Origin of the sequence: Aliiroseovarius zhejiangensis (assembly GCF_014656375.1) — a bacterium.
Classification (GTDB): Bacteria; Pseudomonadota; Alphaproteobacteria; order Rhodobacterales; family Rhodobacteraceae; genus Aliiroseovarius; species Aliiroseovarius zhejiangensis.
Genome location: NZ_BNCH01000002.1, coordinates 572,922 through 599,269 on the forward strand (window position 1 = coordinate 572,922; position 26,348 = coordinate 599,269).

Here is a 26,348-nt window from a genome sequence, read left to right on the forward strand (position 1 = left end):
CGATAAGCCGCCACTCCTGCCGGGATTATCCCGCGTGGGGGCGTTTAACTTTGCCCATCGGGGCGCGCTGTTCGCGGTAAGTGAAGGGATCACCCCTTCGACAAACACCGGATCACCCGGGACCACAGAACGCGGAATATGAAGGAAGATCAAATGTTTGCGGTTCTGAAAACCGGCGGCAAGCAGTATAAAGTTCAGGCTGGCGACGTGCTGCGCGTCGAAAAGCTGGCTGCGGCTGCGGGCGACAAAGTCCAGTTCAACGAGATTCTGATGGTTGGTGCAACCGTCGGCACCCCCACCGTATCCGGTGCAGGCGTGCAGGCCGAGGTCATCGACCAGATCAAAGGCGAAAAAGTCATTCACTTCGTGAAGCGTCGCCGCAAGCACAGCTCGAAGCGCACCAAGGGCCACCGTCAGCAACTGACGCTGATCCGCGTGACCGACATCCTTGAAAAGGGCGCGGACAAATCGGGCGTGAAAGCTGCGATTGGCGCAGGCTCGGTATCGGGTGGCGTTGCTGCTGCGCCGGCCAAGAAAGCTGCGCCGAAAAAGGCGGCCCCCAAGACGGCCGAGAAGGCAGAAGCAGCCGCTGCTGCGGATGACCTGACCGCCATCACCGGTGTCGGCCCGGCCGCCGCCAAGAAGCTGGCCGATGCCGGCATCACCACATTCGCCCAGCTTGCGGCGGTTGACGTTGACAGCTTCGACGCCGTCAAGGTTAAGCCCGAGTGGGTTGAGCAGGCCAAAACGCTGGCCTAATCTGAGCTAAGGAGAGAGAACATGGCACATAAAAAAGCAGGCGGTTCATCCCGTAACGGCCGCGACTCGGCCGGTCGTCGCCTTGGCGTCAAGAAATATGGCGGCGAAGCCGTGATTCCCGGCAACATCATCGTGCGTCAGCGCGGCACCAAAATGTGGCCGGGCGAAAATGTCGGCATGGGCAAGGATCACACCATCTTCGCGACCGCCGAAGGCGCCGTCAAATTCCATAAGGGCCTGAAAGGCCGCACCTTTATTTCGGTTCTCCCGGTGGCGGAGGCCGCCGAGTAAGCCGAACCTGACAAGGTTGTGAAAAACCAGGGGCCGGCTGTGAAAGCCGGCCCCTTTTCTTTTTGTATCAAACACCTATCTGCCATTCATCGGGATTTCACAATTTGGTCTTAATGCCCGCCATATCCTGCGATATGCCGCATAGACAGACCTGACCACCCCGGTGCGTTCTGCGCTTTTCAGAGGAGGGAAAGCCATGAAGCATGTTGAGATCACACGCCAGCCGCTGATTGAAGCGGACCGCTTTGTGCTCCGCCCTGTCCGCCGTTCGGATGTGGGGATGCTGTCCATGTATACGGCGGATGAACGTGTGGCCTCGGGCACGCGGTCGATCCCGCACCCTCTGCCGCCCGGCACGACCGAGGCGTTCATCGAACGATCATTGCAGGATGGGCGCCGGGAAGATGTCTGGGTGATGGATGGCGCGCGTGATGACGGGCGCGAGGTTCTGGGCGTGATCAGCCTGACCCAGCTGGACCGGGCGCAATCGCAGCTAGGCTATTGGGTTGCGCCGGGGTTCTGGAACACCGGGATTGCATCCGAAGCGGTGCAGGCGCTTGTCGCGGCGAACCCCCAGAACAACACCTCGATCTTTGCCGAGGTGTTTCAGGACAACCCGGCCTCGGCCCGTGTGCTGACCCATGCCGGTTTTGAATATATCGGGGATGCCGAAAGCCATTGCGTGTCCCGCAATGCCAATGTGCCGACCTGGACCTATATCAATAAGATCTCGTAAGCTGTTGTCATGGCAGATAAGTTTGTGATCAGGGCGGGGCGGCTGACGCTTCGCCCGCTTGGGGCTGCGGATGGCGAGCAGGTGGTTGACTTGCTGAACGATTACGAGGTTTCGCGCTGGCTGACGGTCGTGCCGCATCCCTATCGCTTGTCCGATTTCAACGGCTTTCTGACTCATCTGGCCGACACCTCGCCATTGGGCGGGTTGGCGATCGAGCAAAATGGGCAGGTCATGGGCGTGATCGGGCTGGACCCGACGCTGGGCTATTGGCTGGGGCGTGTCCATCAGGGGCGCGGCGTGATGACCGAGGCGGCGACGGCGTTGGTCGATTGGGCCTTCGAAAACCTTGAAATCGACCGGATCGGATCGGGTTATTTTCGCGGCAACGCCGCCTCGCGGGCCGTGCTGACAAAGCTCGGTTTTCGCGAAACTGGCGTGATCGAACGGGTGAACTGTGTTGCGCAAGGCACTGTTGTGGAACTGATAAAGCTCGATTTGTCCCGCGACGGCTGGCAGCGTTCCCAATGATGACCCGGCTCGTCACCGACCGGTTGATGATGCGCCGCCTTCAGCCGTCGGATGCCGAGGCATTTCATGCGCTCGTGTCGCATTTCGACGTGGTGCGCATGACGTCCAGTTGGCCCTGGCCCGCCGATCCTGCCTTCACCCGGTCGCGCTGTCATCCTTGTGACCCGGTGACGGGCATGGCCGGGCCGGTGTTTCATCGCGGCCAGTTGGTCGGCGCCATGGGCATCATGTCCCGCGACGAAGCAGGCCCCGAAATGGGCTATATGTTTGCGCCGGAACATTGGGGCCGGGGGTTTGCCACCGAAATGGGGCAAAAACTGATCACGCATGTCTGGGCGCAGTATGACTGGGACGTGGTCCGCGCCACGGCGTTTTTCGACAACCCGGCATCCGCGCGGGTTCTGACCAAGCTGGGCTTTGTCGAAACCGAACCGACATCAGGCCGGTGCGTTGCGCGCGGGGGGGATTTTCCGCTGCGCAGCTTCATCCTGCCGCGCCCTGCAGGATTCTGAGCGGATTGCGCGTCAAACCGCTTGAACTCTTGAGCCTCGGCGCATTTCCCTCTATCGCCAATACCGTAACCAGAAAAGGCGTGTGCCCCATGAAATTCCTCGATCTAGCCAAGGTCTATATCCGGTCCGGGTCCGGTGGCGGGGGCTGCGTGTCGTTCCGGCGCGAAAAGTATATTGAATACGGCGGTCCCGATGGCGGCGATGGCGGGCGTGGCGGCAACGTGGTGGTCGAGGTCGTCGACGGGCTGAACACGCTGATCGACTTTCGCTATCAGCAGCACTTTTTCGCGGGCAATGGACGCCCCGGCATGGGGCAGCAGCGCACCGGCGCAGATGGCGACGATATCGTGCTGCGCGTGCCCGTCGGGACCGAAATTCTGGACGAAGATCAGGAAACCGTGATCGCCGACATGACCGAGGTTGGACAGCGGTTCGTGCTGGCCAAGGGCGGTAATGGCGGCTTCGGCAACCTGCACTTCACCAGTTCCACCAACCGCGCCCCGCGCCGCGCCAATCCGGGGCAGGAGGGGGTTGAGCGCACGATCTGGCTGCGCCTGAAGCTGATCGCCGATGTTGGCCTGCTGGGATTGCCCAATGCCGGCAAGTCGACCTTTCTGGCGGCGACCTCGAACGCGCGGCCGAAGATCGCGGATTACCCCTTCACCACGCTGCACCCCAATCTGGGCGTGGTCGGTGTGGATGGGGCCGAGTTCGTGGTGGCCGACATTCCCGGTTTGATCGAAGGTGCGTCCGAAGGACGTGGCCTGGGCGATTTGTTCCTTGGGCACGTAGAGCGGTGCTCCGTCCTGCTGCACCTGGTTGACGGCACATCCGAGGATGTGGTCGGGGACTGGCAGACGATCATCACCGAGATCGAAGCCTATGGCGACATCCTGGGCGGCAAACCGCGCGTTACGGTTTTGAACAAGATCGACGCGCTGGATGATGAAGAACGCGAAGAGAAGCGCAAGACGCTTGAGGCTGTCGCGGGTCCCGTGATGCTGATGTCGGGCGTTGCACATGAGGGCACGACCGAGGTGCTGCGGGCGTTGCGCAAGGAAATTTCGGACGACCGCATCCGTCAGAAACCCCAAGAGGAGAAGCAGACGTGGCAACCCTGACCCAGGCTGACCGCATCGTTGTCAAGATCGGCTCGGCGCTTCTGGTCGACGTTGCGACGGGGGCGCTGAAATCTGATTGGTTGCAGTCTCTGGCCGCCGATGTTGCTGTCTTCAAGGCGCGCGGGGCGGATGTCGTTCTGGTCTCGTCTGGCTCGATCGCGCTGGGGCGCGGTGTGTTGGGTCTGCCCGCAGGCACCTTGTCGCTGGAACAATCGCAGGCCGCTGCCGCTGTCGGTCAGATCCGGCTGGCGCGGGCCTATGAAGAAGCATTGGCGCCGTTGGGCGCAACCACCGCGCAAGTTCTGGTCACGCTGGAGGACAGCGCGGATCGCCGCCGCTATCTGAACACACGCGCAACGCTTGAGACCCTTCTGTCGCTGGGCGTCGTGCCCATCGTGAACGAAAATGATACGGTCGCCACGGATGAAATCCGCTTTGGTGACAATGACCGGCTGGCCGCGCAAGTGGCCGTCACGGTGGGCGCTGATCATCTGGTGCTTCTGTCCGATGTGGACGGCTTCTATTCGGGCAACCCCAAGGATGATCCCGCCGCCACCCGCTATGATGTGATCGACACCATCACGCCCGAGATCGAGGCGATGGCGGGCGACGCGGGCACGGGGTTGTCCAAGGGCGGCATGAAAACCAAGGTGATGGCCGCGAAAACGGCAACCGGGGCAGGGTGCGACATGACGATCACACTGGGGTCGCGGATGAACCCGCTCAGCGCCCTGGCCGAAGGTGCTGCGGCGACCCTGTTTGCCGCGCGCACCGATCCGAAGGCGGCGCGCAAGCACTGGATCGCTTCGATGAAATCACGCGGCGCGGTGGTGGTGGATCAGGGGGCGGAACGCGCGCTGCGATCCGGGAAATCGCTGCTGCCCGCCGGGGTGGCGGCGGTGCGCGGTGAATTTCAGCGCGGCGATCCGGTGGAGATCCACAGCACGGGGGGCACCCATCTGGGCGCGGGGCTGAGCCGCTACACGGCGGACGAGGCCCGGGCGATCAAAGGCCAGCGGTCGGACCGGATCGAGGCCATTCTGGGCTATCCGGGCCGCGCCGCCCTGATCCATCGCGACGACATGGCCCTGTAAGAACAACGACCAAGGGAACGGAGATCAACCATGAGCGAAGACATCACATCCATGATGGCCGACATCGGACGCCGCGCCCGCGATGCGGCCAAGGTGCTTGCCTTCGCTCCGGCTGCGGCCAAGGAAAAGGCGTTGATCGCCGCGGCCGACGCCTGTTGGGCGCGCCGGGCCGAGATCATTGCCGCCAACGAAAAGGACATGGCGTTTGGCCGCGACAAGGGCCTGTCGCCCGCGATGTTGGACCGGCTGATGCTGGACGAGGATCGTATCAAGGGCATGTGCGACGGTCTGCGCGCCGTGGCAGGGCAAGCCGATCCGGTGGGCGAGGTGCTGGCGGAATGGGATCGTCCCTCGGGCTTGCATATCAAGCGGGTGCGCACCCCCTTGGGCGTGATCGGCGTGATCTATGAAAGTCGCCCCAATGTGACGGCGGATGCGGGCGCGCTTTGCCTGAAGGCGGGCAATGCCGTGATCCTGCGCGGTGGGTCCGAAAGCTTCCATTCCGCCGGGTTGATCCATGCCTGCCTGCAAGACGGTTTGCGTGCCGCGGGACTTCCCGAAGACGCAATCCAGCGCGTGCCGACCCGTGACCGTGCGGCGGTCAGCGCGATGCTGACCATGACGGATTATATCGACGTGATCGTGCCGCGCGGCGGCAAGGGGCTGGTGGGCCTGGTGCAGCGCGAAGCCCGCGTGCCGGTTTTCGCCCATCTTGAAGGGATCGTGCATATCTTCATCGACAAGGATGCCGACCCCGACAAGGCCCGCCGGGTGGTGATGAACGCCAAGACGCGCCGCACCGGCATTTGCGGCGCGGCGGAATGTCTGTTGGTGCACCGCGACGCGGTGGCCCTTGGGCAAACAATCCTGGATGACCTGATGGACGCCGGGGTTCAGGTTCACGCGGGCGAGGGGTTGACCGGCACCATCGCCGCCACCGAGGATGACTGGGGCAAGGAATTTCTGGACAGCATCATCGCCGCGCGGGTGGTTGATGACGTGGACGGGGCGATTGACCACATCAACCGCTATTCATCCTCGCACACCGACGCGATCCTGACGGAAAATGACGCGACCGCCGAGCGGTTCTTTACCCGGCTGGACAGCGCGATTCTGATGCGCAATGCCTCGACCCAGTTCGCCGATGGGGGCGAGTTCGGCATGGGGGCCGAGATCGGCATCGCCACCGGCAAGATGCATGCGCGCGGGCCGGTGGGGGCGGCTCAGCTCACTTCGTTCAAGTATCTGGTCGAAGGCGACGGGACGACCCGCGCGTGATGGTATTCAAAACTCGACGTTGATCGAATGATCCGACAGCGTCACCCCGGCGGTTCGGTTCTGGCGCGCCAGTTCCGGTGCGATCAGGGCAAAATGGACCTGGGCCGGGGGCACATCGGTGTCGCCCTGCGGGGTGCTTAACAAGGCCCAAAGGTCCGGATCCAGCTTCAGCTTGTCGGCCACACCCCGGATCGTCCAATGATCCCCGTCACGCCGGACGCTGATCCGGCCCCCCCCAGGGCATCGCGCTTTCAAAGCATTGCAGGATCAGGAAAGCCAGTTTGACACAGGCGCGGGGCTGGCTGCCTTCCGGTGTCCAGTCCACCTCGATCTTGCGGCCATCGACACCGGGGGCGAGGATGCTGCGAATTTCGCCGTCCGCGATCATCTGATCATCTGGCGCCGCCCCGAAGGCCACGCGGAAATATCGGATGCGCAGGTTGGCATTGGTCACGCTTTCCGCAATCAGCGCCATTTCCGGGCTGTCAGCCATTCCGGAAAGCTGCAAAAGCTCAACACCATTGCCGATCGCCCCCAAAGGGCTGATAAGGTCGTGGCAGATGCGGGAACCGATAAGCGCCGTCAGGTCGCGGTTATGTTGTGTCATGGGGTCGCCTTGAATAGGAGGGCAGGATGGGAATGGGATCATTGCTGGAGCCGGGCATGCTGGTGCGTCACCCCGAGAAACCCGATTGGGGTCTGGGACAGGTGCAGTCCAATATCGGGGGCAAGATCACGGTGAATTTCGAACATGCCGGAAAACAGGTTATCCTGTCGGATCTGGTAGATCTCATGCCTGTGTTTGAACCTCCGCATTCAACCAGAAGAAACTAGATTTCTGTTTCTGCAACCATAGGAGGTATCCAGCCCGGTTGCAAACCCGAAACCATCGCCATAGAAGCCCAGCGAGGTTAGCAAAGTGTTAAAGACGATGCCCCAGCCCGATTTTCTTTTGCGACTGGCCCGGGACGAGGCCGATCTGATTGCCGCCCAACGCCTGCGCTATGATGTGTTTGTTGATGAATTGGGCGGCGATGGCGCTTTGGTGGACCACGACGCGCGGCTGGAACGGGATGCTTTCGACCCCCATTTCGATCACCTGATCCTGTTCGATCAGGCACGGGCAGGCTGTCCCGCCGTGGGGGTCTATCGGTTGTTGCGCAGCGACATGCTGTCGGACGCGCCCGGCGGAGTGGACCGGTTCTATTCGGAAGACGAATATGATCTGAGCGTGCTGAAACACTCGCGCCGCAGATTGCTGGAACTGGGCCGCTCGTGTCTGCATCGCGATTATCGCGGGGGCAGCGCGATGATGGTCATGTGGGCAGGTCTTGCCGACTATGTCGACCTGCACCAGATCGACATCATGTTCGGTGTGGCCTCGTTCCACGGGACCGATATTGACGCATTGAAAGCCCCGTTATCCCTGCTGCACCATCGTCATCTTGCACCGCCAGAGTTGCGGGTGCGGGCGCGACCGGCACATTACCAGCCCATGGATTTGATGGACGAGGATCAGATCGACCGCCCCGCCGCGATGCGGGCTGTGCCAGCCCTGATCAAGGCCTATCTGAGACTGGGAGGGGTCGTCGGCGACGGGGCCTATGTCGACCACGCCTTCAACACCACCGATGTCTGCCTGATCATGGACACCAAACGAATGAGCCAGACGCACAAGGCGATCTATGCCGGGGGCAGGCGCAGATGACGGCCCTGTGGCAGGATGAACCAGAGCCGCAGGTGTCTCACCCGCGCGGTCTGGACTGGGTCAGGGTCGTTCTGCGCGGTCTGCCGCTGGCCATTTTGGTCTTTGGCGGGCTGGCCGTCCTGCTTCTGGTGCGACTGGTCGAGCGTCCGTTGTTCGGCGTCCAGCGCCCCCTGACACCGCATATCACCCAGATCGTCTGCCGCACGGCATTCGTGGTCCTGGGCATTCCCTATGCGACGACCGGCACCCCGATGCGCGAAAACGGGGCGGTGGTGTCGAACCACGCCGGTTGGCTGGACATCTTTGCGCTGAACGCCCGAAAACGCGTTTATTTCGTCTCGAAATCCGAAGTGGCCAGCTGGCCGGGTATCGGCTGGCTCGCCCGCGCGACCGGAACGGTGTTCATCAATCGCGACCGGCGCGAGGCCAAAGGGCAGATCGAGGTGTTTCGGGATCGTCTGTCTGCCGGGCACAAGCTGTTGTTCTTTCCCGAAGGTACATCCAGCGACTCGCGCCGCGTTTTGCCCTTCAAATCAACGCTTTTCGCGGCGTTCTTCGCAGACGAGCTGCGCGAATTCATGTGGGTGCAACCGGTGACATTGCGCTATATCCCCCCCGCCGGTGCCGATCCGCGCTTTTACGGCTGGTGGGGCGATATGGAGTTTGCGCCACATCTGATACAGACGCTGGCCGCACCCCGCCAAGGGCGGGTCGAACTGGTCTATCACCCGCCGGTCAAGGTGTCGGATTTCGACAGCCGCAAGGCGCTGGCCGCCCATTGCGAGGCGGCGGTGCGTGCGGGTCTGGGCGATCTTGATGTCGAGACGTCTTAGCCGCGCATCGCGTCCACCAGACGCCCCAGCGTGGCCGAGGGGTCGTCGGTGCGCCAGATCTCTTCACCAATGGCGAAGAAATCGGTGACGGGGGTCAATGCGCGGATCGTGTCCTCGTCCAGGGCGCCTTCAGCCACCACCGGCACTTCGATCATCTCGCTCCACCATCCGAAAAGATCGCGATCGGCGCGGCTGCCATCGCCCAGCGGTGTGGCACCGGCCGGGCCGAAGCTGACATAATCCGCGCCCATTTCACCCGCCGACATCCCGTCATGACGCGAGGCCCCGCAAAAGGCGCCGACGATGGCATCCGTGCCCAGGTCTTCGCGGGTTTTACGCATCCGGCGTGCGCCATCGCCCAGATGCACCCCGTCCAGCCCCAACCGTTCAACCATCAACACATGGTCGGCGATCACGATGGGCACGTCGCGGGCATGGGCGACTTCGCGGCAGGCGTCGGCGGCGCGGGTGATGCGATCTTCGTCCGCGGTCGCCAGCGTCAGCCGCAGGCAAGCTGTCGCGTGCGCATCCAGAACCCGCGCCAGCTGGTCGGGAAAGCGAGACAATTCGAAATCGGGCGGTGTCACCAGATAAAGTTGGGGAAGTTCCAATTCGGTTTCGGCCATCGCGTGTGGTCCTCTTCATCGGGTGTTTGCAGCTTCATAGACGACCTGCGCGTCTTTGCAAGCATCAGGGTGGCACGCGGTTGGACCGGGTTATTTCGGGGGCAGGGTGGTCACATAGGCAAGGGCGAGTTCAAGCAGTGTCGTACGGGTGCCGTCATCTGCCACCGCCGCGGGGCCTGCGTCGATGAAGCCGCCCATCCGGCGTCCGGTGAAGGCCATCGGCTGGGCACCCGGCAGGGCCAGCGCCGCCGCTTCGTTCTCTTTTCCGACGCGATACATCGCGCCGTCCTTGTGCACCCCGCACAGCATGTTGCCATTCAGCATGAAGGCGATCCCGCCGAACATGCGCTTTTCGGCAAGCCCGTCCAGATCTTGCAGATCGTTCCTGAGAAGCTCCAGGGTTCCTTCGTCATACGCCATTCCAACGCCCCCTTCTTGCCCTGATCCTGCGGTCAGCGTATCACGCCGCCAGACAAAGGAAAGGATCGGTCTTGGCGGATCAGAGGACGGACAATTCGGGCCCGCAACCAGAGATCGTGCTGGTGCGCCCGCAGATGGGGGAAAACATCGGGGCGGCGGCGCGTGCGATGCTGAATTTCGGGCTGGAGCGGATGCGGATCATTTCCCCGCGCGATGGGTGGCCGAACCCGTCGGCGGTGGCGATGGCGTCAGGCGCGGGCCGTGTGCTGGATGCCGCCGGGGTGTACGACACGCTGGCCGAAGGGGTGGGCGATTGCGACTATGTCTATGCGACCACTGCGCGGTCGCGCGATCTGGCAAAACCGATCCTCAGCCCCGAACGCGCGATGGAAGAGGCGCGCGCAATGCAGGCGGCGGGCAAGAAGGTTGCGGTGCTGTTCGGGCCAGAGCGCACCGGGCTGGAAAATGACGAGGTGGCGCGCGCCAACGCGATCATCTCGGTGCCGGTCAATCCTGGGTTTGCGTCGCTCAACCTGGCGCAATGCGTGTTGCTGACGGCCTATGAATGGCGTCGCCAGACCACCGAGGTGAACCACGAAATGATGGAATGGGCAGGATCGGACCGCGCGCAGGCCATCGAGATCGAGAAACTGGCCCAGCATTATGAGGTGCGGCTGGATGAAGCCGGGTTCTTCTTTCCGCCCACCAAAGCGCCGGTGATGAAAACGACGCTCAGGAATATGTGGAGCCGAATGCCGATGACCCGCGCGGATGTGCAGATCTTCCACGGCATTCTGCGCCAGCTTTTGCGCGGCAAACAGGAGTGATCAGGCCTTTCGCGTGGCGGCCACAACCCAGATGACCGCCAGACCCAGCGAACCGACGGCATTCAGGTTGGCCATGGTCAGGCCGAACATCTCCCACGGAATCTCGTCGCAGCGGATCAGGGGGGCGTCGTTGATCTTCGACAACAGGTCTTCGACCGACAGATCCGCGACACCGCCGCCGGAACAGGCCGCCGGACCTTCCCACAGCTTGCGTTCAATGCCTGAGTGATAAAACCCCAGCGCCGAGGTGGTCGCGGCGGCCAAAGCGCCCAGCCAGGCCAGCGCCCGTTGTTTGCTGGCCAGTGCCGCGCCCCCGATCACGATGGCGGCGGCGTGGGGCCAGCGTTGCCATAGGCACAGTTTGCACGGTGCATAGCCAAGCGCCTGAAAGACAAACGCACCGCCAAGGATCAGCGCCGACGATACGGCGGCAAGGGCGATAAGCTGTGTGGTTGAGAACCGGTCGAGAAGTTTCATAGGTATTTCACCATATAGAAGCCGCCAAGCAGGATTACGACGAACAGGATGAACATCAGGCCCAATCGGCGTTCGATGAAGTCACGAATGGGGGCGCCGAATTTCCACAAAAGCGCGGCCACGATGAAAAACCGCAGGCCCCGCGCGATGAAGCTGGCCACCATGAAGACGCCGAAGTTCAGTCCCGTCGACCCGGACAGGATCGTGATCACCTTGTACGGGAAGGGCGTCACTCCGGCGATCAGCACCGCCCAGGCGCCCCACTGGTTGTAGGTGTCCGCGAAATGGCCGAATTCATCCGTTTTGCCATAAAACTCCAGCACCGGATGACCCACGCTTTCGTAAAGGCCCCAGCCGATGAAATAGCCGAATGCGCCGCCGATCACCGACGCAATCAGAGCGATCCCGGCAATGGAAAAGGCGCGTGAGGGGCGGGCGATGATCATGGGGATCATCAGGACATCGGGGGGGATCGGAAAGACCGAGCTTTCCAGAAACGACACCACCGCCAGCGCCCAAAGCGCGTGGCGTGTGTCGGCCAGTCCCATCGTCCAGTCGTAAAGGCGCCTGATCATCTTCTTGTCCCGTGTTTTCGTTCACGAAACATGCGGCGTGGTCAAGGTCAAGGCACGTGTATGCTATCTTGTCTTGATACACGCCGAATGACCGGTAAACTCCTTGTGGAACCTATGTGTCTTTTGGGCGTTTTACGTAACGAGTGGACGGAGGGATATACTCATGAAATGGCGTGGCCGGCGCGGAAGCCGAAACATTGAAGATCGTCGCGGCATGGGCGGCACGGCGCAGGTCGGCGGGCTGGGTCTGCTGGCGGTGGTTGCCATTGGATATTTCCTTGGGGTTGATCTGACGCCGTTTCTGCAAGGCGGTGGCACGCTGGCGCCGACCGGGGGCGGTGAAATCACCGAAGCCGACCGGCAGGAAGGCGAGTTTGTCTCGGTCACACTGGCCGACACTGAAGAGGTTTGGGACGATCTGTTCCGCACACAAGTGGGCGAACGCTATAATCCTGTGACGCTCGTGCTGTACAAAGGGGTGACGCAAAGCCCCTGTGGCGGGGCGTCAGGCGCGACCGGGCCGTTCTATTGCCCCGGGGATAGCAAGGTCTATCTGGACACGGCGTTTTTCACGACTCTGTCACGTCAGTTGGGCGCGCATGGCGATTTCGCCGCGGCCTATGTCGTGGCGCATGAGGTGGCACATCACGTTCAGAACGAACTGGGCATTCTGGGCCAGGCCAATTCGATCCGCCAACAGGTCAGCGAGGCCGAATCCAACGCGATTTCGGTGCGGATCGAGCTTCAGGCCGATTGCTATTCCGGCATATGGGCACGCGAGGCGCAGGCGCGGTTCGGCACGTTGGAGCGGGGCGACATCGCCGAGGCGATCAACGCCGCCCGCCAGATTGGCGACGACACCCTGCAAGCCAGCGCAGGTCGCGTACCGATGCCGCACACGTTCACCCATGGCACGTCCGAACAGCGCCAAAACTGGTTCTTGCGTGGCTATGAAAGTGGTGACATGCGCAGTTGCGATACGTTCTCGGCCGACCGGCTGTAAGGCAGTGATTCTTTTTTGTCCGGTTCAGACTCTGAACCACAGAGCCGGTCGGGATGCTGGGAGTGTCCCTTATTTCATACGTTAAGTAACGGAAAAACCTACGTGTTTATAAGGTTGTTGCGACCGCAACGAGTTTTGTTTACGAATCTTGCAGCGACAGGATCACAAACAAACCCGACCGCGCAGTCGATAATTCTTGCGTGACGGCAAAGAGCCTGTTTTTAATTGATCATCGGTCGGGCGGGACACGTCCGGCACAGATCAGACACAGATCGCGTTTGGGAGGAAGCAACATGAAATTCACACTGAAAACTGCTTTTGTCGGCGTTGTTGCGCTGGGGCTGACCGCCGGGGCCAGCATGGCGCAAGAGGTCACGCTGCGCTGCCAGCATTTCCTGCCGCCGAAAGGGTCGACGCCGCTCTATTTCATGACGCCCTGGGCCGAGAAGGTAGAGAAAGACTCCGGCGGACGGATCAAGGTCGAGCTGTATCCGGCGATGCAACTGGGCGGCAAGCCTCAGGCGCTTTACGACCAGATCCGCGACGGCGTGATTGATTGCGGCTGGGCGCTGCCCGCCTACACGCCGGGCCGGTTCCCCGAAGCCGAAGCCTTTGAACTGCCCTTCATGACCAGCCGCGATGCCGAAGCATCGTCGAAAGCTGCGTGGGAGTTTTCGGAAAAATACCTGATGGAACGTATGGGAGACGTCAAACTGCTGGCAACCCATGTTCATGGCCCCGGGATTGTCCATAAGAAGGGCGAACCTGTCATGGCGCTGGAGGATTTCCAGGGCTTGAAACTGCGCGGCCCGTCGCGTCAGGCCAATGCATTGCTTGAGACACTCGGCGCATCGCCTGTCGGCATGCCCATGCCGACGTTCCCTGAATCTCTGTCCAAAGGCGTTGTGGACGGGGGCGTGACACCCTGGGAAATCGTGCCGCCGCTGAAGCTGCATGAACTGGCTGACAGCCACACAGAATTCCCCGGTGATCGTTCGCTTTATAACACGTTCTTCATCTGGGCGATGAACAAGGACACCTATGCAAACCTGCCGGATGACCTGAAGGCGGTGATCGATGCGAACTCGGGGCTTGAGACCTCGGGCTGGGCCGGTGCCTCTTTTGACAAAGGTGACGTGATCGGGCGCGAAATCGTGGCGGAATCGGGCAACAACATTCACCAGCTCGATCCTGCTGTCGTTGCCGAAATCCGTGCTCTGGGGGACAAGCAAACGGAAGCCTGGGCCGCGGACATGACGTCTAAGGGTCTGGACGGTGAAGGCATGGTGGCCATGGCCAAAGAGCTGGTCGCGAAATATTCCGACAACTGATCGTTGAGGGACGTGGCTTCGGGCAACCAGGCGTGCCCGAAGCCTTTTTCTGTGCGCAGGCAATGTTCAGCTGCGCATCACCGGATGAAGGGGGCAGTTGTGGCAATCGCAAGGACAGCACAGATGCGGGTGGGTCGCATGATGGAATTTGCCAGCCGCTGGATGGCGTATTCCGGTGGGGCAATCCTGGTCGCGATCGCATTGACAACGGTGGTCTCGATCATCGGTCGGACGCTTTCGGGCTTGGGCCTTGGCCCTGTCAAAGGCGATTATGAGATTGTTGAAATGGGATGTGCCGTCGCGGTTTTCGCCTTCATGCCATGGTGTCAGCTCAAACGCGGTCATGTGACCGTTGATATATTCATTTCCAAGCTGCCGGACAGGATGCAGGCGATCCTCGGCCTGATTGGTGATCTGTTCCTGACTGGCGCGGCGTTTATCATTCTGTGGCGGTTGTGGCTGGGGTTTGGCGAGAAGTTTCCCTTCGGCTCGGAAGGGCTGCGCGCAGCACTTGGTATGGGCGACAAACCCTTCTTTCCGGAAAGCACCTATGAGCTTGAGATCCCGCTTTGGATCCCCTTCGGCCTGTGTCTGATCGGCGCGGCCTTTTTCCTGATCGTTGCGGCCTATTCGGTCTGGCGATCGTTCAACTGGGTGCTTGACGGCAAGGAGCAGCGGGTATGACCGGAATAGAACTGGCGATCGTCGCCTTTGCGCTGATGCTGCTTGCGATCTTCCTGCGCCTGCCGATCGGATTGGCGATGGGTCTGACCGGGTTTTTCGGCATCTGGTATCTGATGGGGCATCCGTCGGTGACGCTGAGCCAGCTCAAGACGCTGTCATACGACACGTTCTCAAGCTATTCGCTGTCCATTGTGCCGCTGTTTTTGCTGATGGGGCAGTTTGCCACCAAGTCCGGCATGTCCGGCGCGCTGTTCGAAGCGGCAAGCGATTGGCTGGGACACCGCAAAGGTGGCGTCGCCATGGCCGCCGTCGGGGCTTGTGCAGGCTTTGGCGCGGTGTGCGGGTCGTCGCTGGCGACGGCGTCCACGATGGGGCAGGTGGCCTTGCCCGAGATGCGAAAGCGGGGCTATTCCGACGCCTTGTCGACCGGGGTGCTGGCCGCCGGCGGCACGCTGGGCATCCTGATCCCGCCATCCGTCATTCTCGTGATCTATGCGATCCTGACCGAGCAGAACATCGTAAAGATGTTCATCGCCGCGCTGGTGCCCGGCATCCTTGCGGCGCTGGGTTACATGCTGACCGTTGCGGTCATGGTGCGCATCAATCCCGACAGCGCCACGACCGCAGAGCGTATGCCTTACGCGCATCGGTTCCGGACGTTGCTGTCGATCTGGCCGGTTGTTGTGATTTTTGGGCTAGTGATGGGTGGGATCGCCGCCGACTGGAACTGGGTGAAACCCGGGGTTCAGGCGCTGTTCACGCCAACCGAAGGCGCTGCTGTCGGTGCGGTGGCGACCGGGCTTTATGGCGTGATGACCGGCGGGCTGACCTGGAAAGGGTTTCTGGACAGCATCCTGTCGACCGCGCAGGCCACCGCGATGATCTTTTTCATCGTGCTGGGCGCGCAGATTTTCAACTCGTTCCTTGCCTTTACGCAAGCCCCGCAAATGCTGGCCGAATGGGTTTCGACACAGGGATATGCGCCACTGGTGGTGCTGGCGATGATGCTTGTCGCCTATCTGATCTTCGGCTGCGTGATGGACAGTCTGTCGATGATCCTTCTGACGATCCCGATCTTCTATCCGATCATCGAAGTTCTGGATTTCGGTCTGACCCCGGAAGAGGCGGGCATCTGGTTCGGCATCCTGGCCCTGATCGTGGTCGAGGTCGGGTTGATCACGCCGCCGGTGGGTATGAACCTGTTCATCATCAACTCGATGGCGCGCGACATTCCGATGTCCGCCACCTATCGCGGGGTGGCGCCCTTCGTGGTGTCCGACCTGATCCGCGTCGTGATCCTGGTGGCTTTTCCGGGCATCACGCTGTGGCTGGTCGGGGTGATGTTCTAGGCGGATAAAATCGCCACGGTTGGGGCAAATCCTCGTTGACCTTGCCCCGGCGCTTGGGTAATTCCAACCCAGTGCCCAAGTGGCGGAATGGTAGACGCAGGGGATTCAAAATCCCCCGCCTTCACGGGCGTGAGAGTTCGAGTCTCTCCTTGGGCACCACTCCGACGTCAGTTTGAACCGTCGCCAAATGGCGCGTGGTTTGGCGATCTGTCGCAAAGGACGGACCCATGGAAAAAGACCCCCGAAAGCGTGCCGCCGACCTTCTGCATCTGCGCGGGCAGGGGTTGTCGAAAGGGGATCCGGTGGCACTGCCGCTTGTGTCCAGTTCGATGTTCCACCTGCCCGGAGACCCGGACGCGGCGGCGTCTTATGGGCGGGTCGATAATCCGACCTGGCAGGCGCTGGAGCACAGCCTTGCCGTATTGGAAGACGCGCCCTGTGTGGCTTTTCCGTCGGGTATGGCGGCGATTTCAGCCGCCCTGTTTGCCACGCTGACGGCCGGGCAAACGCTGCTAATCCCATCGGACGGGTATTACGTCACCCGCCTGTTGTCGACGCGGTTCCTGTCGCAACTGGGAGTCCGGGTGATCCAGCGCCCGACGCTTGGCTTTGCCGAGGGCGGGTTTGACGGCATCGATGTGGTGTTCATCGAAAGCCCCTCCAACCCGGGTCTGGACCTGTGCGACATCGCTGCGATTGCGGCGATGGTGCGCGCGGAAGGGGGGATCACCATCGTTGACAACACCACCATGACACCTTTCGGCCAGCGCCCGCTGGCACTGGGGGCTGATCTGGTGGTGTCCTCTGACACCAAGGCACCCGGCGGACATTCGGATGTGTTGATGGGGCATGTCGCCACGCGTGATGCCGCATTGCTCGAAGCGGTGCTGGACTGGCGCAAGATCTCGGGCGCGATCCCGTCTGCCCAAGCGGCGTGGCTGCTGCATCGTGGGTTGGAAACGCTTGAGGTGCGGTTTGATCGCATGTGCCAATCGGCTCAGACCATTGCCCAGACGCTAGAGGGGCACAAGGCTGTGCAAGCGATCCGTTATCCGGGGCTGGCCAGTGACCCCGCGCATGATCTAGCCAAGCGGCAGATGCTGCGGTTCGGCTTTCTGATCGGCCTGACGCTGGCCGACAAGGATCAGGCCGAGGCGTTCATCACCGCCAGCCGCTATCTGCGTCCCGCGACGTCATTCGGCGGCGTGCACAGTTCAGCCGAGCGTCGGATCCGGTGGGGCGATGATGTGGCCGAGGGGTTCGTGCGGCTGTCGGTTGGCTGCGAGCCGGTTGACCCGCTTCTGGATGACCTGTTGTCGTCACTGGACAATCTGGCCTGATGCGTGGCCTTTCGCGGGGAAAGTCCCCCGATGGAATCATTGGACAACCGGAAAACGCGCAGCGACATCGGCCCGACAACCCCAGATAGAGAAGTGTGGCAGGGTAATGGCACGATACCGCAGATTTTACCCGTAATGGATGAAAACATTGGAAAAAATCGAGGATATCTTCATATTTTGGGCGCAAATTGCTAGTAATAAAGTCATGTCGGAGGGGTGTCCGACGCGTATGTAAAGGTTTCAAAGTTGAGCTTGCGTGATATCAGGGTGCAGGAAAACACACCGATCCATTGGAGCGGGTTGTCACCAATTTCACCGACACATGATCCGATGCGGGGGCGTCATTCGCGCGGGGGCATTGCGTCCTCGGGTGTGTCAGCCCACACGCGGGTTGAAACCCTGCGCGGGCCTGTGCATGCCCGTGACCTGCAGATCGGCGATCAGGTCAAGACACATCGGGGCGGCTATGCGACCCTGCGCTGGGTTGGCACATCGCGGCTGTCTGATCAGGGCGAACCCCCGATGCGCCGCACCTCGTTTGATGGCCGCGAAAGCACGACCCTTGTGACGCCGGATCAACTGGTGCTGATCACGCACCAGCAAAATGAACTCATGTTTGGCGCGGCCGAAGTGCTGTGCAGCGCGCGCGACCTTGCGGCGGTTGGGCTGTTCACACCGGATGAAACGGTAAATCCGACCTTCGTGCATGTGCTGTTCGACACCTATGAACTGCTGCATTGCGGTGATGACTGGGTTGAAAGCCTGCGGCCCGACATGGATCGGATCCGGATCGCTGACACGGACACGGCGGATGAGATCCTGACCCACCTGCCCAAGCTGGCCAGCCATCAGGCGCGCGCGGCCTATGTGCGCACGCGCCCCATCCTCGATGAACGCGAGGTTTCGCTTCTGTTCGCGTGACGGCAGCAGCCGGACTGGTCGTCACGACGGTGCTGAACGATCCAGCCATTCCTGCCAATCGGCAGGTGTATCGACATCAAACCGCGCGTGGTCGGCGGGCAGGGGGATGAGGCGGGTCGGCAAATCTGCGATGACATGGTGTGCGCCCTGATCCCCTTCCAACGCGGATAAACGACTCAAAAACCGTGCCGGGATCAACACGGGATGCCCGGGTGCGTTGTCCTGCGTGGCGCCGCGCAGGATCCTGTCAGGGTCGAACCCGTCAGACAGGCTCATCAGATCATCAAGTGTCAGGGCGGGCATATCTGCCAGCAGCACCAACACGCCGTCCAGCCCCTTTGGCAAAGACCCGATGGCGTGCGCCAGACTGTGGCCCATTCCCCGACCCGCATCCGGGCAGGGCAGTGGCGTGGCAAGGCTCTGCCGTACCAGGGTCAGACGGGTAGGCGATCGCGCGGGCAGGGCGACGAATACCCCATGGCCCGTGGCAAGGGCCGTGCTGATCCTGTTGGCAAGCAGCGGCACCCCGTCATGCCTGCGCAGCATCAGCTTGTCCCGCCCCATCCGCCGTGACCGGCCCGCGGCCAGGATCAGAATGGCAAGGGATGGGGCGCGGGACATGACCTTACTTCTCGGGGATCAGGCCCTGTGGACTGAAACGCAGGACCAGAAGCAGAATGATCCCCATCGAGAACAGGCGCATATGGGCCGCCGAATCCAGCAGATGCGTTTTCAACGCCGACCCATCCGCCATGCCGGCTGTCACCATCGACATCAGCCAGTTGCCAATCGGTTCGACCTGGATCCAGAAGAACCAGATCACGAACGCCCCCAGCACGGATCCCAGGTTGTTGCCAGACCCGCCGACAATGACCATCACCCAGATCAGGAATGTATAGCGCAGCGGCTGATAGGTGCCGGGCGTCAACTGCCCGTCCAGCGTGGTCATCATCGCGCCTGCCAATCCGCACAGGGCCGAGCCGAGCACGAAGATCTGCAAATGGCGGCGGGTCACGTCCTTGCCCATCGCCTGTGCCGCGACCTCGTTGTCGCGAATGGCGCGCATCATGCGCCCCCACGGGGATTTCAGCGACAGTTGCGCCAGGATCACCAGAACCAGCAGAACAGCCGTAAACAGCATTGAATAGGACAGTTTCACCGCCAGCGTCGAGGCCGTCGTGGTGTCCAGCCCAAGGGTTGTTGCCCGCTCTGCAAAGCCCGCACTTTGTTGCAGGTCGACCTCATATGGGACGGGGCGGGGCAGGCCGATCACGTTCTTCACGCCGCGCGCCAGCCAGTCCTCGTTTTTCACCACCGCCAGAATGATCTCGGCGATGCCCAGCGTGGCAATCGCCAGATAGTCCGAGCGCAGGCCCAATGCGGTCTTGCCCACAAGCCATGCGGCGCCCGCCGCCAGAAGCCCGCCCACCGGCCAGGCCAGCAGCGTCATATAGCCATGCGCGCGGTAATTGTCGGGCCCGCCGGGATTCAGGCCACCCAGATACCCGGTCTGGGCCGGATTGATCGCTTCGACCCCGGCAACGCCCGCGTCGAAGATCCAGCGGAACACGAAAAAGCCGACGACGAGTGTCGCAAACATGGTCAGGCCACGCAGGCGCCCCTGCGCCATGGTTTTGTATTGCCAGACCATCAGCAGGATGGTCGCAGCCCCCATCACAAGCCCCGCGACGATGCGAAACCCGCCCGCACCCCAGGCCCCCGGTGTGGGTGGCATGGACACCAGCACCGTGGCCAGCCCACCCAGGGCCACAAAGCCCATGATCCCGACGTTGAACAGACCCGCATAGCCCCATTGCAGGTTCACGCCCAGGGCCATCACGGCGGAAATCAGCGCCATGTTCAGGATGGTGATGGACGAGTTCCAACTGCCTGAAAAGATCCAGACCTGTGTCGACCCTTCTAAAATGAACAGAAGCGCCACCAGCGCGAACATAAGCGGAGTGCGAAGCGATTGGCTCATACCGATTGCCCCTTGAAAAGACCGGTGGGTTTGAACAGCAGGACGATGATCAGGATCACGAAGCTGACCGCGAATTTGTAATCTGTGGACATCAACTGCACGAGGCCCGAGGGCTCAAGGCTGTCCGGCAGCAGATAGGTGGCGACCTTCTTCCAGGCATAGGTCACGGTGACCTCGGAAAAGGCGATGACGAAACCGCCGGCGATGGCCCCCAGCGGGCTGCCCAGCCCGCCGACGATGGCCGAGGCGAAGATCGGCAACAGAAGCTGGAAATAGGTGAACGGTTTGAAGGTCTTGTCTAGACCATAAAGCGTGCCTGCGATGGTGATCAGGCCAGCCACGATGATCCATGTGATCATCACCACCCGTTCCGGGTTGATGCCTGACAGCAGCGCCAGATCTTCGTTGTCTGAAAAGGCGCGCATGGATTTTCCGGTGCGCGTCCTGTTCAGAAACCAAAACAGCGCGGCCACGACGATGACGGCGGTGACGATGGTCAACCCCTGGCTGGTTTTGAAGGCCAGCCCTTCATCCAGCCCTGTCCAGGCCTTGAAGTCCCGCGCGCTGATGATGAACCGCGCGCCGTCGCCGAATTGCTGGTCATCGGGGCCGATGATGAAGCGGACCACGCCGTTCATGATGAACATCACCCCCATCGAGGCCATGACAAAGACGATCGGTTTGGCTTTGACCCGCCGATAGAAGCGATAGACCACGCGGTCGGTGGCCAGCAACATCAGCGCGGTGCCGACAATGCCGAAGGGCAGGGCCAGAAGGGCGGTGGGCAGTGGGTCGATTGACACGCCCATCGACTGGAACCACCATGTCACAAGGATCGTCACCATCGCGCCGAACGCCATGCTGTCACCATGCGCGAAGTTCGAGAATCGCAGGATGCCGTAAATCAGCGTGACCCCCAGCGCCCCCAACGCCAACTGGCTGCCATAGGCCATCGCAGGGATCACGACGAAATTCAGCAACGTCACCAGCGCGTTCAGGATATCCATCAAAACTCTCCTTCGCAGGTGCCGATATAGGTGATGGCCGTTGGCCCGTCATTCGAATGGGCGGTGAAGCGAGCGACGTCACCCGCGCGCGACAACAGGTATTCCGCACCTTCGCCGGTGGCGAAAACGGTGGTCAGCGGGGCATCCCGTTTCACGCCCACCACGGTCAGATCGCCGAAATCGGTGACGATTTTCGCCCCGTCCAGCTCCGCTGTCAGCGTGAAGCTGGTGTCCTGACAGGCCTCGGTTTCATAGCATTCCGTGGTGAACGTGCAGGTCTGCGCGAGGGCGGGCAGGGCGATCCCGCTGGCCATAAGAGCCGCGCAAATATGTTTCAGCATCCTCATCCCCCCAGGAACGACCGGCGCACGTCGGGGTCGGCCAGCAGCTCTTTGCCCGATCCGGTATGCGCGTTGGCGCCCTGCACCAGAACATAGCCTTTATCCGCAATCTCAAGCGCTTGTCGGGCGTTTTGTTCGACCATCAGGATGGAAATGCCGGTGCGCGCGACTTCGATGATCCGGTCGAAAAGCTCGTCCATCACGATGGGGCTGACGCCCGCGGTGGGTTCATCCAGCATCAGAACCTTGGGCTTGGTCATCAGGGCGCGCCCCACCGCCACCTGCTGCCGCTGACCACCCGACAGCTCGCCCGCCGCCTGATTGCGCTTTTCATGCAGGATCGGGAACAGCTCATAGACCTGATCCATGGTGCCGGAAATGTCGTCCTCGCGGATGAAGGCCCCCATTTCGAGGTTTTCCTTCACCGTCATAGAGGTGAAGATATTCTGCGTCTGCGGCACAAACCCCATGCCCTTATGGACACGCGCCTGAGGCGACAGGTCGGTGATGTCTTCACCATCCAGCCGGACCGAGCCCTGGCGCAGGTTCAGCATCCCGAAGACGGCCTTCATGCCGGTGGATTTGCCCGCGCCATTTGGGCCGACGATCACCGCAATCTCGCCCTTGTCCACGGCAATGGTGCAGTCATGCAGGATATCGGGGCCGTTCTTCCCATAGCCGCCGGTCATGCTGTCACCGATCAGAAAGGCATCGCCCGTGTGCATCTGGTGCCCGGTGCCCGAGCTTGGGGTCAGCGTGCCCTGACCCTTGGGATTGACGATCGAGGCATCCTTGTTGCCACGCTCGTCCTGATAGGGGTTCCCGCTCATGCGCCCACTTTGTCCTTGTTTTTCAATCCGGTGCCCAGATAGGCCTCGATCACGTGTTCGTTGGCCTTGATCTCGTCCAATGTGCCCTCGGCCAGCACCTTGCCTTCGGCCATGCAGATCACCGGATCACAGATCTTCTCGATGAAATCCATGTCATGTTCGATCACGACGAATGTATAGCCGCGTTCTTGGTTCAGGCGTTTGATGGCGTCGGCGATGGTGTAAAGCAGGGTGCGGTTCACGCCTGCGCCGACCTCGTCCAGAAAGACGATCCGCGCATCGACCATCATCGTGCGGCCCAGTTCCAGCAGCTTTTTCTGACCGCCCGAAATCTCGCCCGCCCGCAGGTCCGCGATATGGGAAATGGTCAGAAATTCAAGCACTTCATCGGCCTTGGCACGCAGGGCGCGTTCTTCGTCGGCGATCCGTTTGCGGCCAAACCACGTGTTCCAGAGCTGTTCGCCCGACTGACCGCCCGGCACCATCATCAGGTTTTCGCGACAGGTCATCGACCCGAATTCATGTGCGATCTGGAAAGTGCGCAGAAGCCCCTTGTGAAACAGCTCGTGCGGCGGCAGGCCTGTGATGTCCTCGCCCGCCATGGTGATGCGGCCCGAGGTCGGGGGCAGCACCCCGGCAATCACGTTGAACAATGTCGTTTTACCCGCGCCGTTCGGGCCGATTAATCCCGTGATCGAGCGTTCCTCGATCCGCATCGTCGCGCCGTCCACCGCGTGAAAACCGCCAAAATGCTTGTGAACGTCTTCGATGACGATCATGTCTGTCCCCTCTCGCAACCGGAAGTAGGCCGCTTTTCTTACCAAAACAGCCCGGACGTGATCCGGGCTGTTTCGTTGTTCATGCAAGGTCGATTAGTGGAATTTCACCGCCTCGATGGCGCCGCCCTTGATCTCGATCTCGCGATAGCTGCCGCCGCTTTCACCGGGGCCGATCAGTTCCACGTCGGAACCGCCGACATAGTCGATGTCACCGCCACCGGCGAGGATCTCAAGCGCCTTGCCCAGTTCGCCCGGACCGATGGGTTCACCGGGGGCGTTGGCCACCATGGTCACGGCTTCCGCGACAGCCGCGCCGTCGGTCGATCCGGCCGCCTGCATGGCCAGAAGCAGCACTGCGGCGCTGTCATAGCCTTCCTTGGCATAGGGCGAAGTGCCGTCGATCCCGGCGGCTGCCAGCATTTCTTCCAGCTTGCCCGCGCCGTCATTGGCCGAGCTGGGGTGCTGACCGAAGCTGCCGTCGATCGAGTCGCCGAATTTCTGGGTCAGGATGTCCGAGACCATGCCGTCGGGCAGGACGAAAGTGTCAAACGCACCAGTGTCCAGCGCGCCCTGGATGATGCCCGAACCGCCCTGGTCCGAATACCCGGCGACGACAAGCGCCTGGCCACCGGCAGAGGCCAGCGCGCCCACCTCGGCGGAATAGTCGGCCTTGCCTTCCTCGTGGGCGGCATTGATGGTCACGGTGCCACCGGCCGCTTCAAACGCCGCCGCGAAGCTGTCGGCCAGACCTTTGCCATAGTCGTTGTTGGTATAGGTCACGGCCACTTCGTTGATGCCGCGGCTGGTGATGATGTCGGCCATGATTTCACCCTGACGCGCATCCGACGGGGCCATGCGGAAGAACAGCCCGTTGTCCTCGATGGTCGACAGGCCCGGCGACGTGGCCGAGGGCGAGATCTGCACGATGCCGTTGGGCAGCGCCACGCTGGTCAGAACCGCGCCGGTCGCACCCGAACACATCGCGCCCACGATGCCGGCAACGCCGTCACCGGTGACCAGACGTTCAGCGGCGGCGGTGGCAGCGGCAGCATCGACACAGGTTGAATCACCGCGCACGGCGGTCACGGTGGACCCTTCCATGAATAGGCCCGAATCGTTGATTTCGGCGATCGCCAGTTCCGCGCCGCCCGCGATATGCGGGGCCAGCGATTCAAGCGGGCCGGTGAAGCCCAGAAGCACACCCACCTTGATGTCGTCTGCAAAGGCCGCGCCGCTCATCAATGCGCTGGCGGCGGTGGCCATAAGAATCTTTTTCATGTTTTTTCTCCCAGTTGGAAAATTCCGAAGCCGAGCCTAGGCAAGCCCACCGGAAAAGAAAAGGCCCAAGCGTGACCCACGCACAAAAAGGCGCCACGTCAAGCGGCAGCCTCCGGACGGGGCAGGGCATAATAGATGCTGTCGCACCATTCCCCGTTGACCTGCAACGTGTTTTCGGCGTGCCCCGTCACCTGAAACCCCAACCCGTCCAGCAGCCGGGCCGAGGCGATGTTGCGCGGGTCGATTTCGGCGGTGATCCTGTCGATCCCCGGATGCCGGTCCCAGGCGGCACCCAAGACGGCCAGAAGGGCTTCGCGCCCCAACCCCTTGCCCCAGTGATCGGGATGCAGGATGTATCCCAACTCGGCAATCCGCCACAGACCCGCCTTGCCGATCACCCGGCCTTCATGCGCGACGACATATTCCAGCCCGGTGGCCCTGTGCGAGCGGATCATGCCGTCCAGCACCTGCTGCGTTCGGGAATGTTGGGTATGGGCCGGGTGGCTCCAGTAACGCATGGCGTCGGGGTGGGCGAAGACCGCGTGCAGATCGTCCAGATCGTCCTGTCGCGGAGCGCGCAGGCACAGCCGGTCGGTGCGGATCATGGTGCCACGCGCGTGGCGTGGCTGCCGCGTTCACGATACGGTGTCGTATCGTAATGCGACCGATAGCATTTCGAGAAATGCGAGGGGCTTGAGAAGCCGCAGGCCAGCGCCACGTTGATCACGCTCATATCCGTCTGCATCAGCAGGTTGCGCGCCTTTTGCAGGCGCAACTCCATGTAATACCGCTTGGGCGAGCGGTTCAGATAGCGGCGAAACAGGCGTTCCAGCTGCCGTGTGGACAGGCCCACATCAGCGGCCAGGATCGAAGGTGAAATCGGCTCTTCGATATTGGCTTCCATCTTCTGGATCACTTCGCTGAGCTTCGGATGCCGCACGCCGATCCGGGTGGGCACCGACAGGCGCTGGGTGTCGCGATCGGTGCGGATCGAGGTATAGATCTGTTGATCCGCGACGATGTTGGCGATGTCCTCGCCATGTTCATCCGCGATCAGTTTCAACATCAGGTCAATCGACGATGTGCCGCCCGCCGCCGTCATGATGTTGCCGTCAATCACGAAGACCCGCTTGGTCAGGTCGACCTCGTCAAAGGCTTCGGCGAAGCTGTCATGGTTTTCCCAATGGATCGTCGCGCGCTTGTCGTTCAGAAGCCCGGCCTTGGCGATCACATGGGCCGCGGTGCACAGGCCCGCGATCTTGACCCCGCGCCGGGCCTCGCGGCGCAACCAGTTCAGAAGTTTCGTCGTGCAATGGCTCTGCACATCGACGCCCGAGCAGATGACCACGCAGTCTTCACGCTTCAGCTCTACCAGGTCACTGTCCAGGTTGAACGAGGTGCCCGCCGATGACGTGATCGTCTGGCCGCCTTCACCCATCAGAACCCATTCGTACAACCGCCGCCCGGCAGCCCGGTTGGCGATGCGCAGCGCATCTATGGCGCCCGCGAAGCTGAGCAGGGTGAAGCCTTCGACCAACACGAAGACGAAACGGCGCGGGGCCGTCGTTGCGGGTGTTGGGTCTTTCGTCATCCGAGTCACCTCGTCCAAGAGGGGTTTCAATGTGGTTGCGGGGGACCACATCAGGTTTGCGCGCCTGCGACAAGGGTGAAACAACAGGGCGAAAACGCGCGGCGTCTGTCCTGAGGGGGGCCATCGGG

At 61.8% G+C, this 26,348-nt stretch carries 33 protein-coding genes and 1 tRNA gene; 19 read left to right on the plus strand and 15 right to left on the minus strand.

The features are described 5' to 3' along the window. Window positions 1–153: 153 nt before the first annotated feature. The 8 genes from IE188_RS07480 to IE188_RS07515 all read left to right on the plus strand — a co-directional run bounded on the left by IE188_RS07480 (window position 154) and on the right by IE188_RS07515 (window position 6,319). Entirely contained in the window at window positions 154–759 is a 606-nt protein-coding gene (locus IE188_RS07480; protein ID WP_191285941.1) for a 50S ribosomal protein L21, read from the plus strand. Window positions 760–780: 21 nt separating this feature from the next. After that, the gene (rpmA, locus tag IE188_RS07485) at window positions 781–1,050 is read left to right on the plus strand and encodes a 50S ribosomal protein L27 (RefSeq protein ID WP_191285830.1); all 270 of its coding nucleotides are present in this window, start codon (window positions 781–783) and stop codon (window positions 1,048–1,050) included. 196 nt (window positions 1,051–1,246) lie between these two features. Further along, window positions 1,247–1,786 (plus strand): GNAT family N-acetyltransferase, encoded by a 540-nt coding sequence (locus tag IE188_RS07490; RefSeq protein WP_191285831.1) that lies wholly within the window; start codon window positions 1,247–1,249, stop codon window positions 1,784–1,786. A 9-nt stretch (window positions 1,787–1,795) separates the two neighbouring features. After that, window positions 1,796–2,314, plus strand: coding sequence for a GNAT family N-acetyltransferase (locus IE188_RS07495; RefSeq protein WP_191285832.1), 519 nt, complete (start codon window positions 1,796–1,798; stop codon window positions 2,312–2,314). After that, complete coding sequence (locus IE188_RS07500) at window positions 2,311–2,826, plus strand: GNAT family N-acetyltransferase (RefSeq protein WP_191285833.1); 516 nt, start codon at window positions 2,311–2,313, stop codon at window positions 2,824–2,826. The genes IE188_RS07495 and IE188_RS07500 overlap by 4 nt, the downstream gene beginning before the upstream one ends. An 89-nt stretch (window positions 2,827–2,915) precedes the next feature. Then, on the plus strand, window positions 2,916–3,947 hold the full coding sequence (obgE, locus tag IE188_RS07505) for a GTPase ObgE (protein ID WP_191285834.1): 1,032 nt from the start codon (window positions 2,916–2,918) through the stop codon (window positions 3,945–3,947). After that, window positions 3,935–5,041 (plus strand): glutamate 5-kinase, encoded by a 1,107-nt coding sequence (proB, locus tag IE188_RS07510; RefSeq protein WP_191285835.1) that lies wholly within the window; start codon window positions 3,935–3,937, stop codon window positions 5,039–5,041. Before obgE ends, proB begins: the two co-directional genes overlap by 13 nt. Window positions 5,042–5,071: 30 nt before the next feature. Beyond that, window positions 5,072–6,319 (plus strand): glutamate-5-semialdehyde dehydrogenase, encoded by a 1,248-nt coding sequence (locus IE188_RS07515; RefSeq protein WP_191285836.1) that lies wholly within the window; start codon window positions 5,072–5,074, stop codon window positions 6,317–6,319. A gap of 6 nt (window positions 6,320–6,325) precedes the next feature. On the opposite strand, the gene IE188_RS16760 is transcribed toward IE188_RS07515, so the two are convergent. Further along, window positions 6,326–6,502, minus strand: coding sequence for a hypothetical protein (locus tag IE188_RS16760; protein ID WP_229836592.1), 177 nt, complete (start codon window positions 6,500–6,502; stop codon window positions 6,326–6,328). A gap of 25 nt (window positions 6,503–6,527) precedes the next feature. Next, a complete protein-coding gene (locus tag IE188_RS07520; protein ID WP_229836594.1) occupies window positions 6,528–6,926 on the minus strand; it encodes a histidine phosphotransferase family protein in 399 nt (132 codons plus the stop codon). A gap of 32 nt (window positions 6,927–6,958) precedes the next feature. On the opposite strand from IE188_RS07520, the gene IE188_RS07525 reads away from it, so the two are divergent. The 3 genes from IE188_RS07525 to IE188_RS07535 all read left to right on the plus strand — a co-directional run bounded on the left by IE188_RS07525 (window position 6,959) and on the right by IE188_RS07535 (window position 8,860). Further along, window positions 6,959–7,153: a DUF3553 domain-containing protein gene (locus IE188_RS07525; protein ID WP_191285942.1), complete on the plus strand. Its 195-nt coding sequence runs from the start codon at window positions 6,959–6,961 to the stop codon at window positions 7,151–7,153. Window positions 7,154–7,250: 97 nt separating this feature from the next. Next, entirely contained in the window at window positions 7,251–8,027 is a 777-nt protein-coding gene (locus tag IE188_RS07530; protein ID WP_191285837.1) for a GNAT family N-acetyltransferase, read from the plus strand. Continuing rightward, complete coding sequence (locus IE188_RS07535) at window positions 8,024–8,860, plus strand: lysophospholipid acyltransferase family protein (protein WP_191285838.1); 837 nt, start codon at window positions 8,024–8,026, stop codon at window positions 8,858–8,860. Before IE188_RS07530 ends, IE188_RS07535 begins: the two co-directional genes overlap by 4 nt. On the opposite strand, the gene IE188_RS07540 is transcribed toward IE188_RS07535, so the two are convergent. Both IE188_RS07540 and IE188_RS07545 read right to left on the minus strand, forming a co-directional pair. Beyond that, entirely contained in the window at window positions 8,857–9,486 is a 630-nt protein-coding gene (locus tag IE188_RS07540; protein WP_191285839.1) for a thiamine phosphate synthase, read from the minus strand. The genes IE188_RS07535 and IE188_RS07540 overlap by 4 nt on opposite strands. 90 nt (window positions 9,487–9,576) lie before the next feature. Next, window positions 9,577–9,906 (minus strand): TfoX/Sxy family protein, encoded by a 330-nt coding sequence (locus tag IE188_RS07545; protein WP_191285840.1) that lies wholly within the window; start codon window positions 9,904–9,906, stop codon window positions 9,577–9,579. Window positions 9,907–9,977: 71 nt separating this feature from the next. On the opposite strand from IE188_RS07545, the gene IE188_RS07550 reads away from it, so the two are divergent. Next, window positions 9,978–10,733, plus strand: coding sequence for an RNA methyltransferase (locus IE188_RS07550; RefSeq protein ID WP_191285841.1), 756 nt, complete (start codon window positions 9,978–9,980; stop codon window positions 10,731–10,733). Here IE188_RS07550 and IE188_RS07555 read toward each other — a convergent pair whose 3' ends face one another. Further along, window positions 10,734–11,210 (minus strand): disulfide bond formation protein B, encoded by a 477-nt coding sequence (locus IE188_RS07555; RefSeq protein ID WP_191285842.1) that lies wholly within the window; start codon window positions 11,208–11,210, stop codon window positions 10,734–10,736. Beyond that, a complete protein-coding gene (locus IE188_RS07560; protein WP_191285843.1) occupies window positions 11,207–11,785 on the minus strand; it encodes a YqaA family protein in 579 nt (192 codons plus the stop codon). Before IE188_RS07560 ends, IE188_RS07555 begins: the two co-directional genes overlap by 4 nt. A 163-nt stretch (window positions 11,786–11,948) precedes the next feature. Here IE188_RS07560 and ypfJ point away from each other — a divergent pair, with 163 nt between their 5' ends. The 7 genes from ypfJ (at window position 11,949) to IE188_RS07595 (ending at window position 18,413) form a co-directional block, all read left to right on the plus strand. Further along, window positions 11,949–12,788 carry a KPN_02809 family neutral zinc metallopeptidase gene (gene ypfJ, locus IE188_RS07565; protein ID WP_191285844.1) on the plus strand — a complete coding sequence of 280 codons (840 nt, stop codon included), beginning with the start codon at window positions 11,949–11,951 and terminating at the stop codon, window positions 12,786–12,788. 293 nt (window positions 12,789–13,081) lie between these two features. Continuing rightward, on the plus strand, window positions 13,082–14,119 hold the full coding sequence (locus IE188_RS07570) for a TRAP transporter substrate-binding protein (protein ID WP_191285845.1): 1,038 nt from the start codon (window positions 13,082–13,084) through the stop codon (window positions 14,117–14,119). Window positions 14,120–14,218: 99 nt separating this feature from the next. Continuing rightward, window positions 14,219–14,803 carry a TRAP transporter small permease gene (locus IE188_RS07575; RefSeq protein ID WP_191285846.1) on the plus strand — a complete coding sequence of 195 codons (585 nt, stop codon included), beginning with the start codon at window positions 14,219–14,221 and terminating at the stop codon, window positions 14,801–14,803. Then, on the plus strand, window positions 14,800–16,152 hold the full coding sequence (locus tag IE188_RS07580) for a TRAP transporter large permease (RefSeq protein WP_191285847.1): 1,353 nt from the start codon (window positions 14,800–14,802) through the stop codon (window positions 16,150–16,152). Before IE188_RS07575 ends, IE188_RS07580 begins: the two co-directional genes overlap by 4 nt. A gap of 73 nt (window positions 16,153–16,225) precedes the next feature. Next, window positions 16,226–16,311 (plus strand) — tRNA-Leu (locus IE188_RS07585). A gap of 68 nt (window positions 16,312–16,379) precedes the next feature. Continuing rightward, on the plus strand, window positions 16,380–17,492 hold the full coding sequence (locus tag IE188_RS07590) for a cystathionine gamma-lyase (RefSeq protein WP_191285848.1): 1,113 nt from the start codon (window positions 16,380–16,382) through the stop codon (window positions 17,490–17,492). Window positions 17,493–17,738: 246 nt separating this feature from the next. Further along, complete coding sequence (locus IE188_RS07595; protein ID WP_191285849.1) at window positions 17,739–18,413, plus strand: Hint domain-containing protein; 675 nt, start codon at window positions 17,739–17,741, stop codon at window positions 18,411–18,413. A 21-nt stretch (window positions 18,414–18,434) separates the two neighbouring features. Here IE188_RS07595 and IE188_RS07600 read toward each other — a convergent pair whose 3' ends face one another. The 9 genes from IE188_RS07600 to IE188_RS07640 all read right to left on the minus strand — a co-directional run bounded on the left by IE188_RS07600 (window position 18,435) and on the right by IE188_RS07640 (window position 26,220). Next, complete coding sequence (locus IE188_RS07600) at window positions 18,435–19,034, minus strand: nucleotidyltransferase family protein (RefSeq protein ID WP_191285850.1); 600 nt, start codon at window positions 19,032–19,034, stop codon at window positions 18,435–18,437. Window positions 19,035–19,038: 4 nt separating this feature from the next. Beyond that, window positions 19,039–20,394 carry a branched-chain amino acid ABC transporter permease gene (locus tag IE188_RS07605; protein WP_191285851.1) on the minus strand — a complete coding sequence of 452 codons (1,356 nt, stop codon included), beginning with the start codon at window positions 20,392–20,394 and terminating at the stop codon, window positions 19,039–19,041. Further along, window positions 20,391–21,401: a branched-chain amino acid ABC transporter permease gene (locus IE188_RS07610; protein WP_191285852.1), complete on the minus strand. Its 1,011-nt coding sequence runs from the start codon at window positions 21,399–21,401 to the stop codon at window positions 20,391–20,393. Before IE188_RS07610 ends, IE188_RS07605 begins: the two co-directional genes overlap by 4 nt. Further along, window positions 21,401–21,742 carry a hypothetical protein gene (locus tag IE188_RS07615; protein ID WP_191285853.1) on the minus strand — a complete coding sequence of 114 codons (342 nt, stop codon included), beginning with the start codon at window positions 21,740–21,742 and terminating at the stop codon, window positions 21,401–21,403. Before IE188_RS07615 ends, IE188_RS07610 begins: the two co-directional genes overlap by 1 nt. A 2-nt stretch (window positions 21,743–21,744) precedes the next feature. Continuing rightward, window positions 21,745–22,572: an ABC transporter ATP-binding protein gene (locus IE188_RS07620; protein WP_191285854.1), complete on the minus strand. Its 828-nt coding sequence runs from the start codon at window positions 22,570–22,572 to the stop codon at window positions 21,745–21,747. Then, window positions 22,569–23,351, minus strand: coding sequence for an ABC transporter ATP-binding protein (locus tag IE188_RS07625; RefSeq protein ID WP_191285855.1), 783 nt, complete (start codon window positions 23,349–23,351; stop codon window positions 22,569–22,571). The genes IE188_RS07620 and IE188_RS07625 overlap by 4 nt, the downstream gene beginning before the upstream one ends. 93 nt (window positions 23,352–23,444) lie before the next feature. Beyond that, the gene (locus IE188_RS07630) at window positions 23,445–24,629 is read right to left on the minus strand and encodes an ABC transporter substrate-binding protein (protein WP_191285856.1); all 1,185 of its coding nucleotides are present in this window, start codon (window positions 24,627–24,629) and stop codon (window positions 23,445–23,447) included. A gap of 98 nt (window positions 24,630–24,727) precedes the next feature. After that, window positions 24,728–25,234 carry a GNAT family N-acetyltransferase gene (locus tag IE188_RS07635; protein WP_191285857.1) on the minus strand — a complete coding sequence of 169 codons (507 nt, stop codon included), beginning with the start codon at window positions 25,232–25,234 and terminating at the stop codon, window positions 24,728–24,730. Further along, window positions 25,231–26,220, minus strand: coding sequence for a GlxA family transcriptional regulator (locus IE188_RS07640; RefSeq protein WP_191285858.1), 990 nt, complete (start codon window positions 26,218–26,220; stop codon window positions 25,231–25,233). The genes IE188_RS07635 and IE188_RS07640 overlap by 4 nt, the downstream gene beginning before the upstream one ends. Window positions 26,221–26,348: the final 128 nt, after the last annotated feature.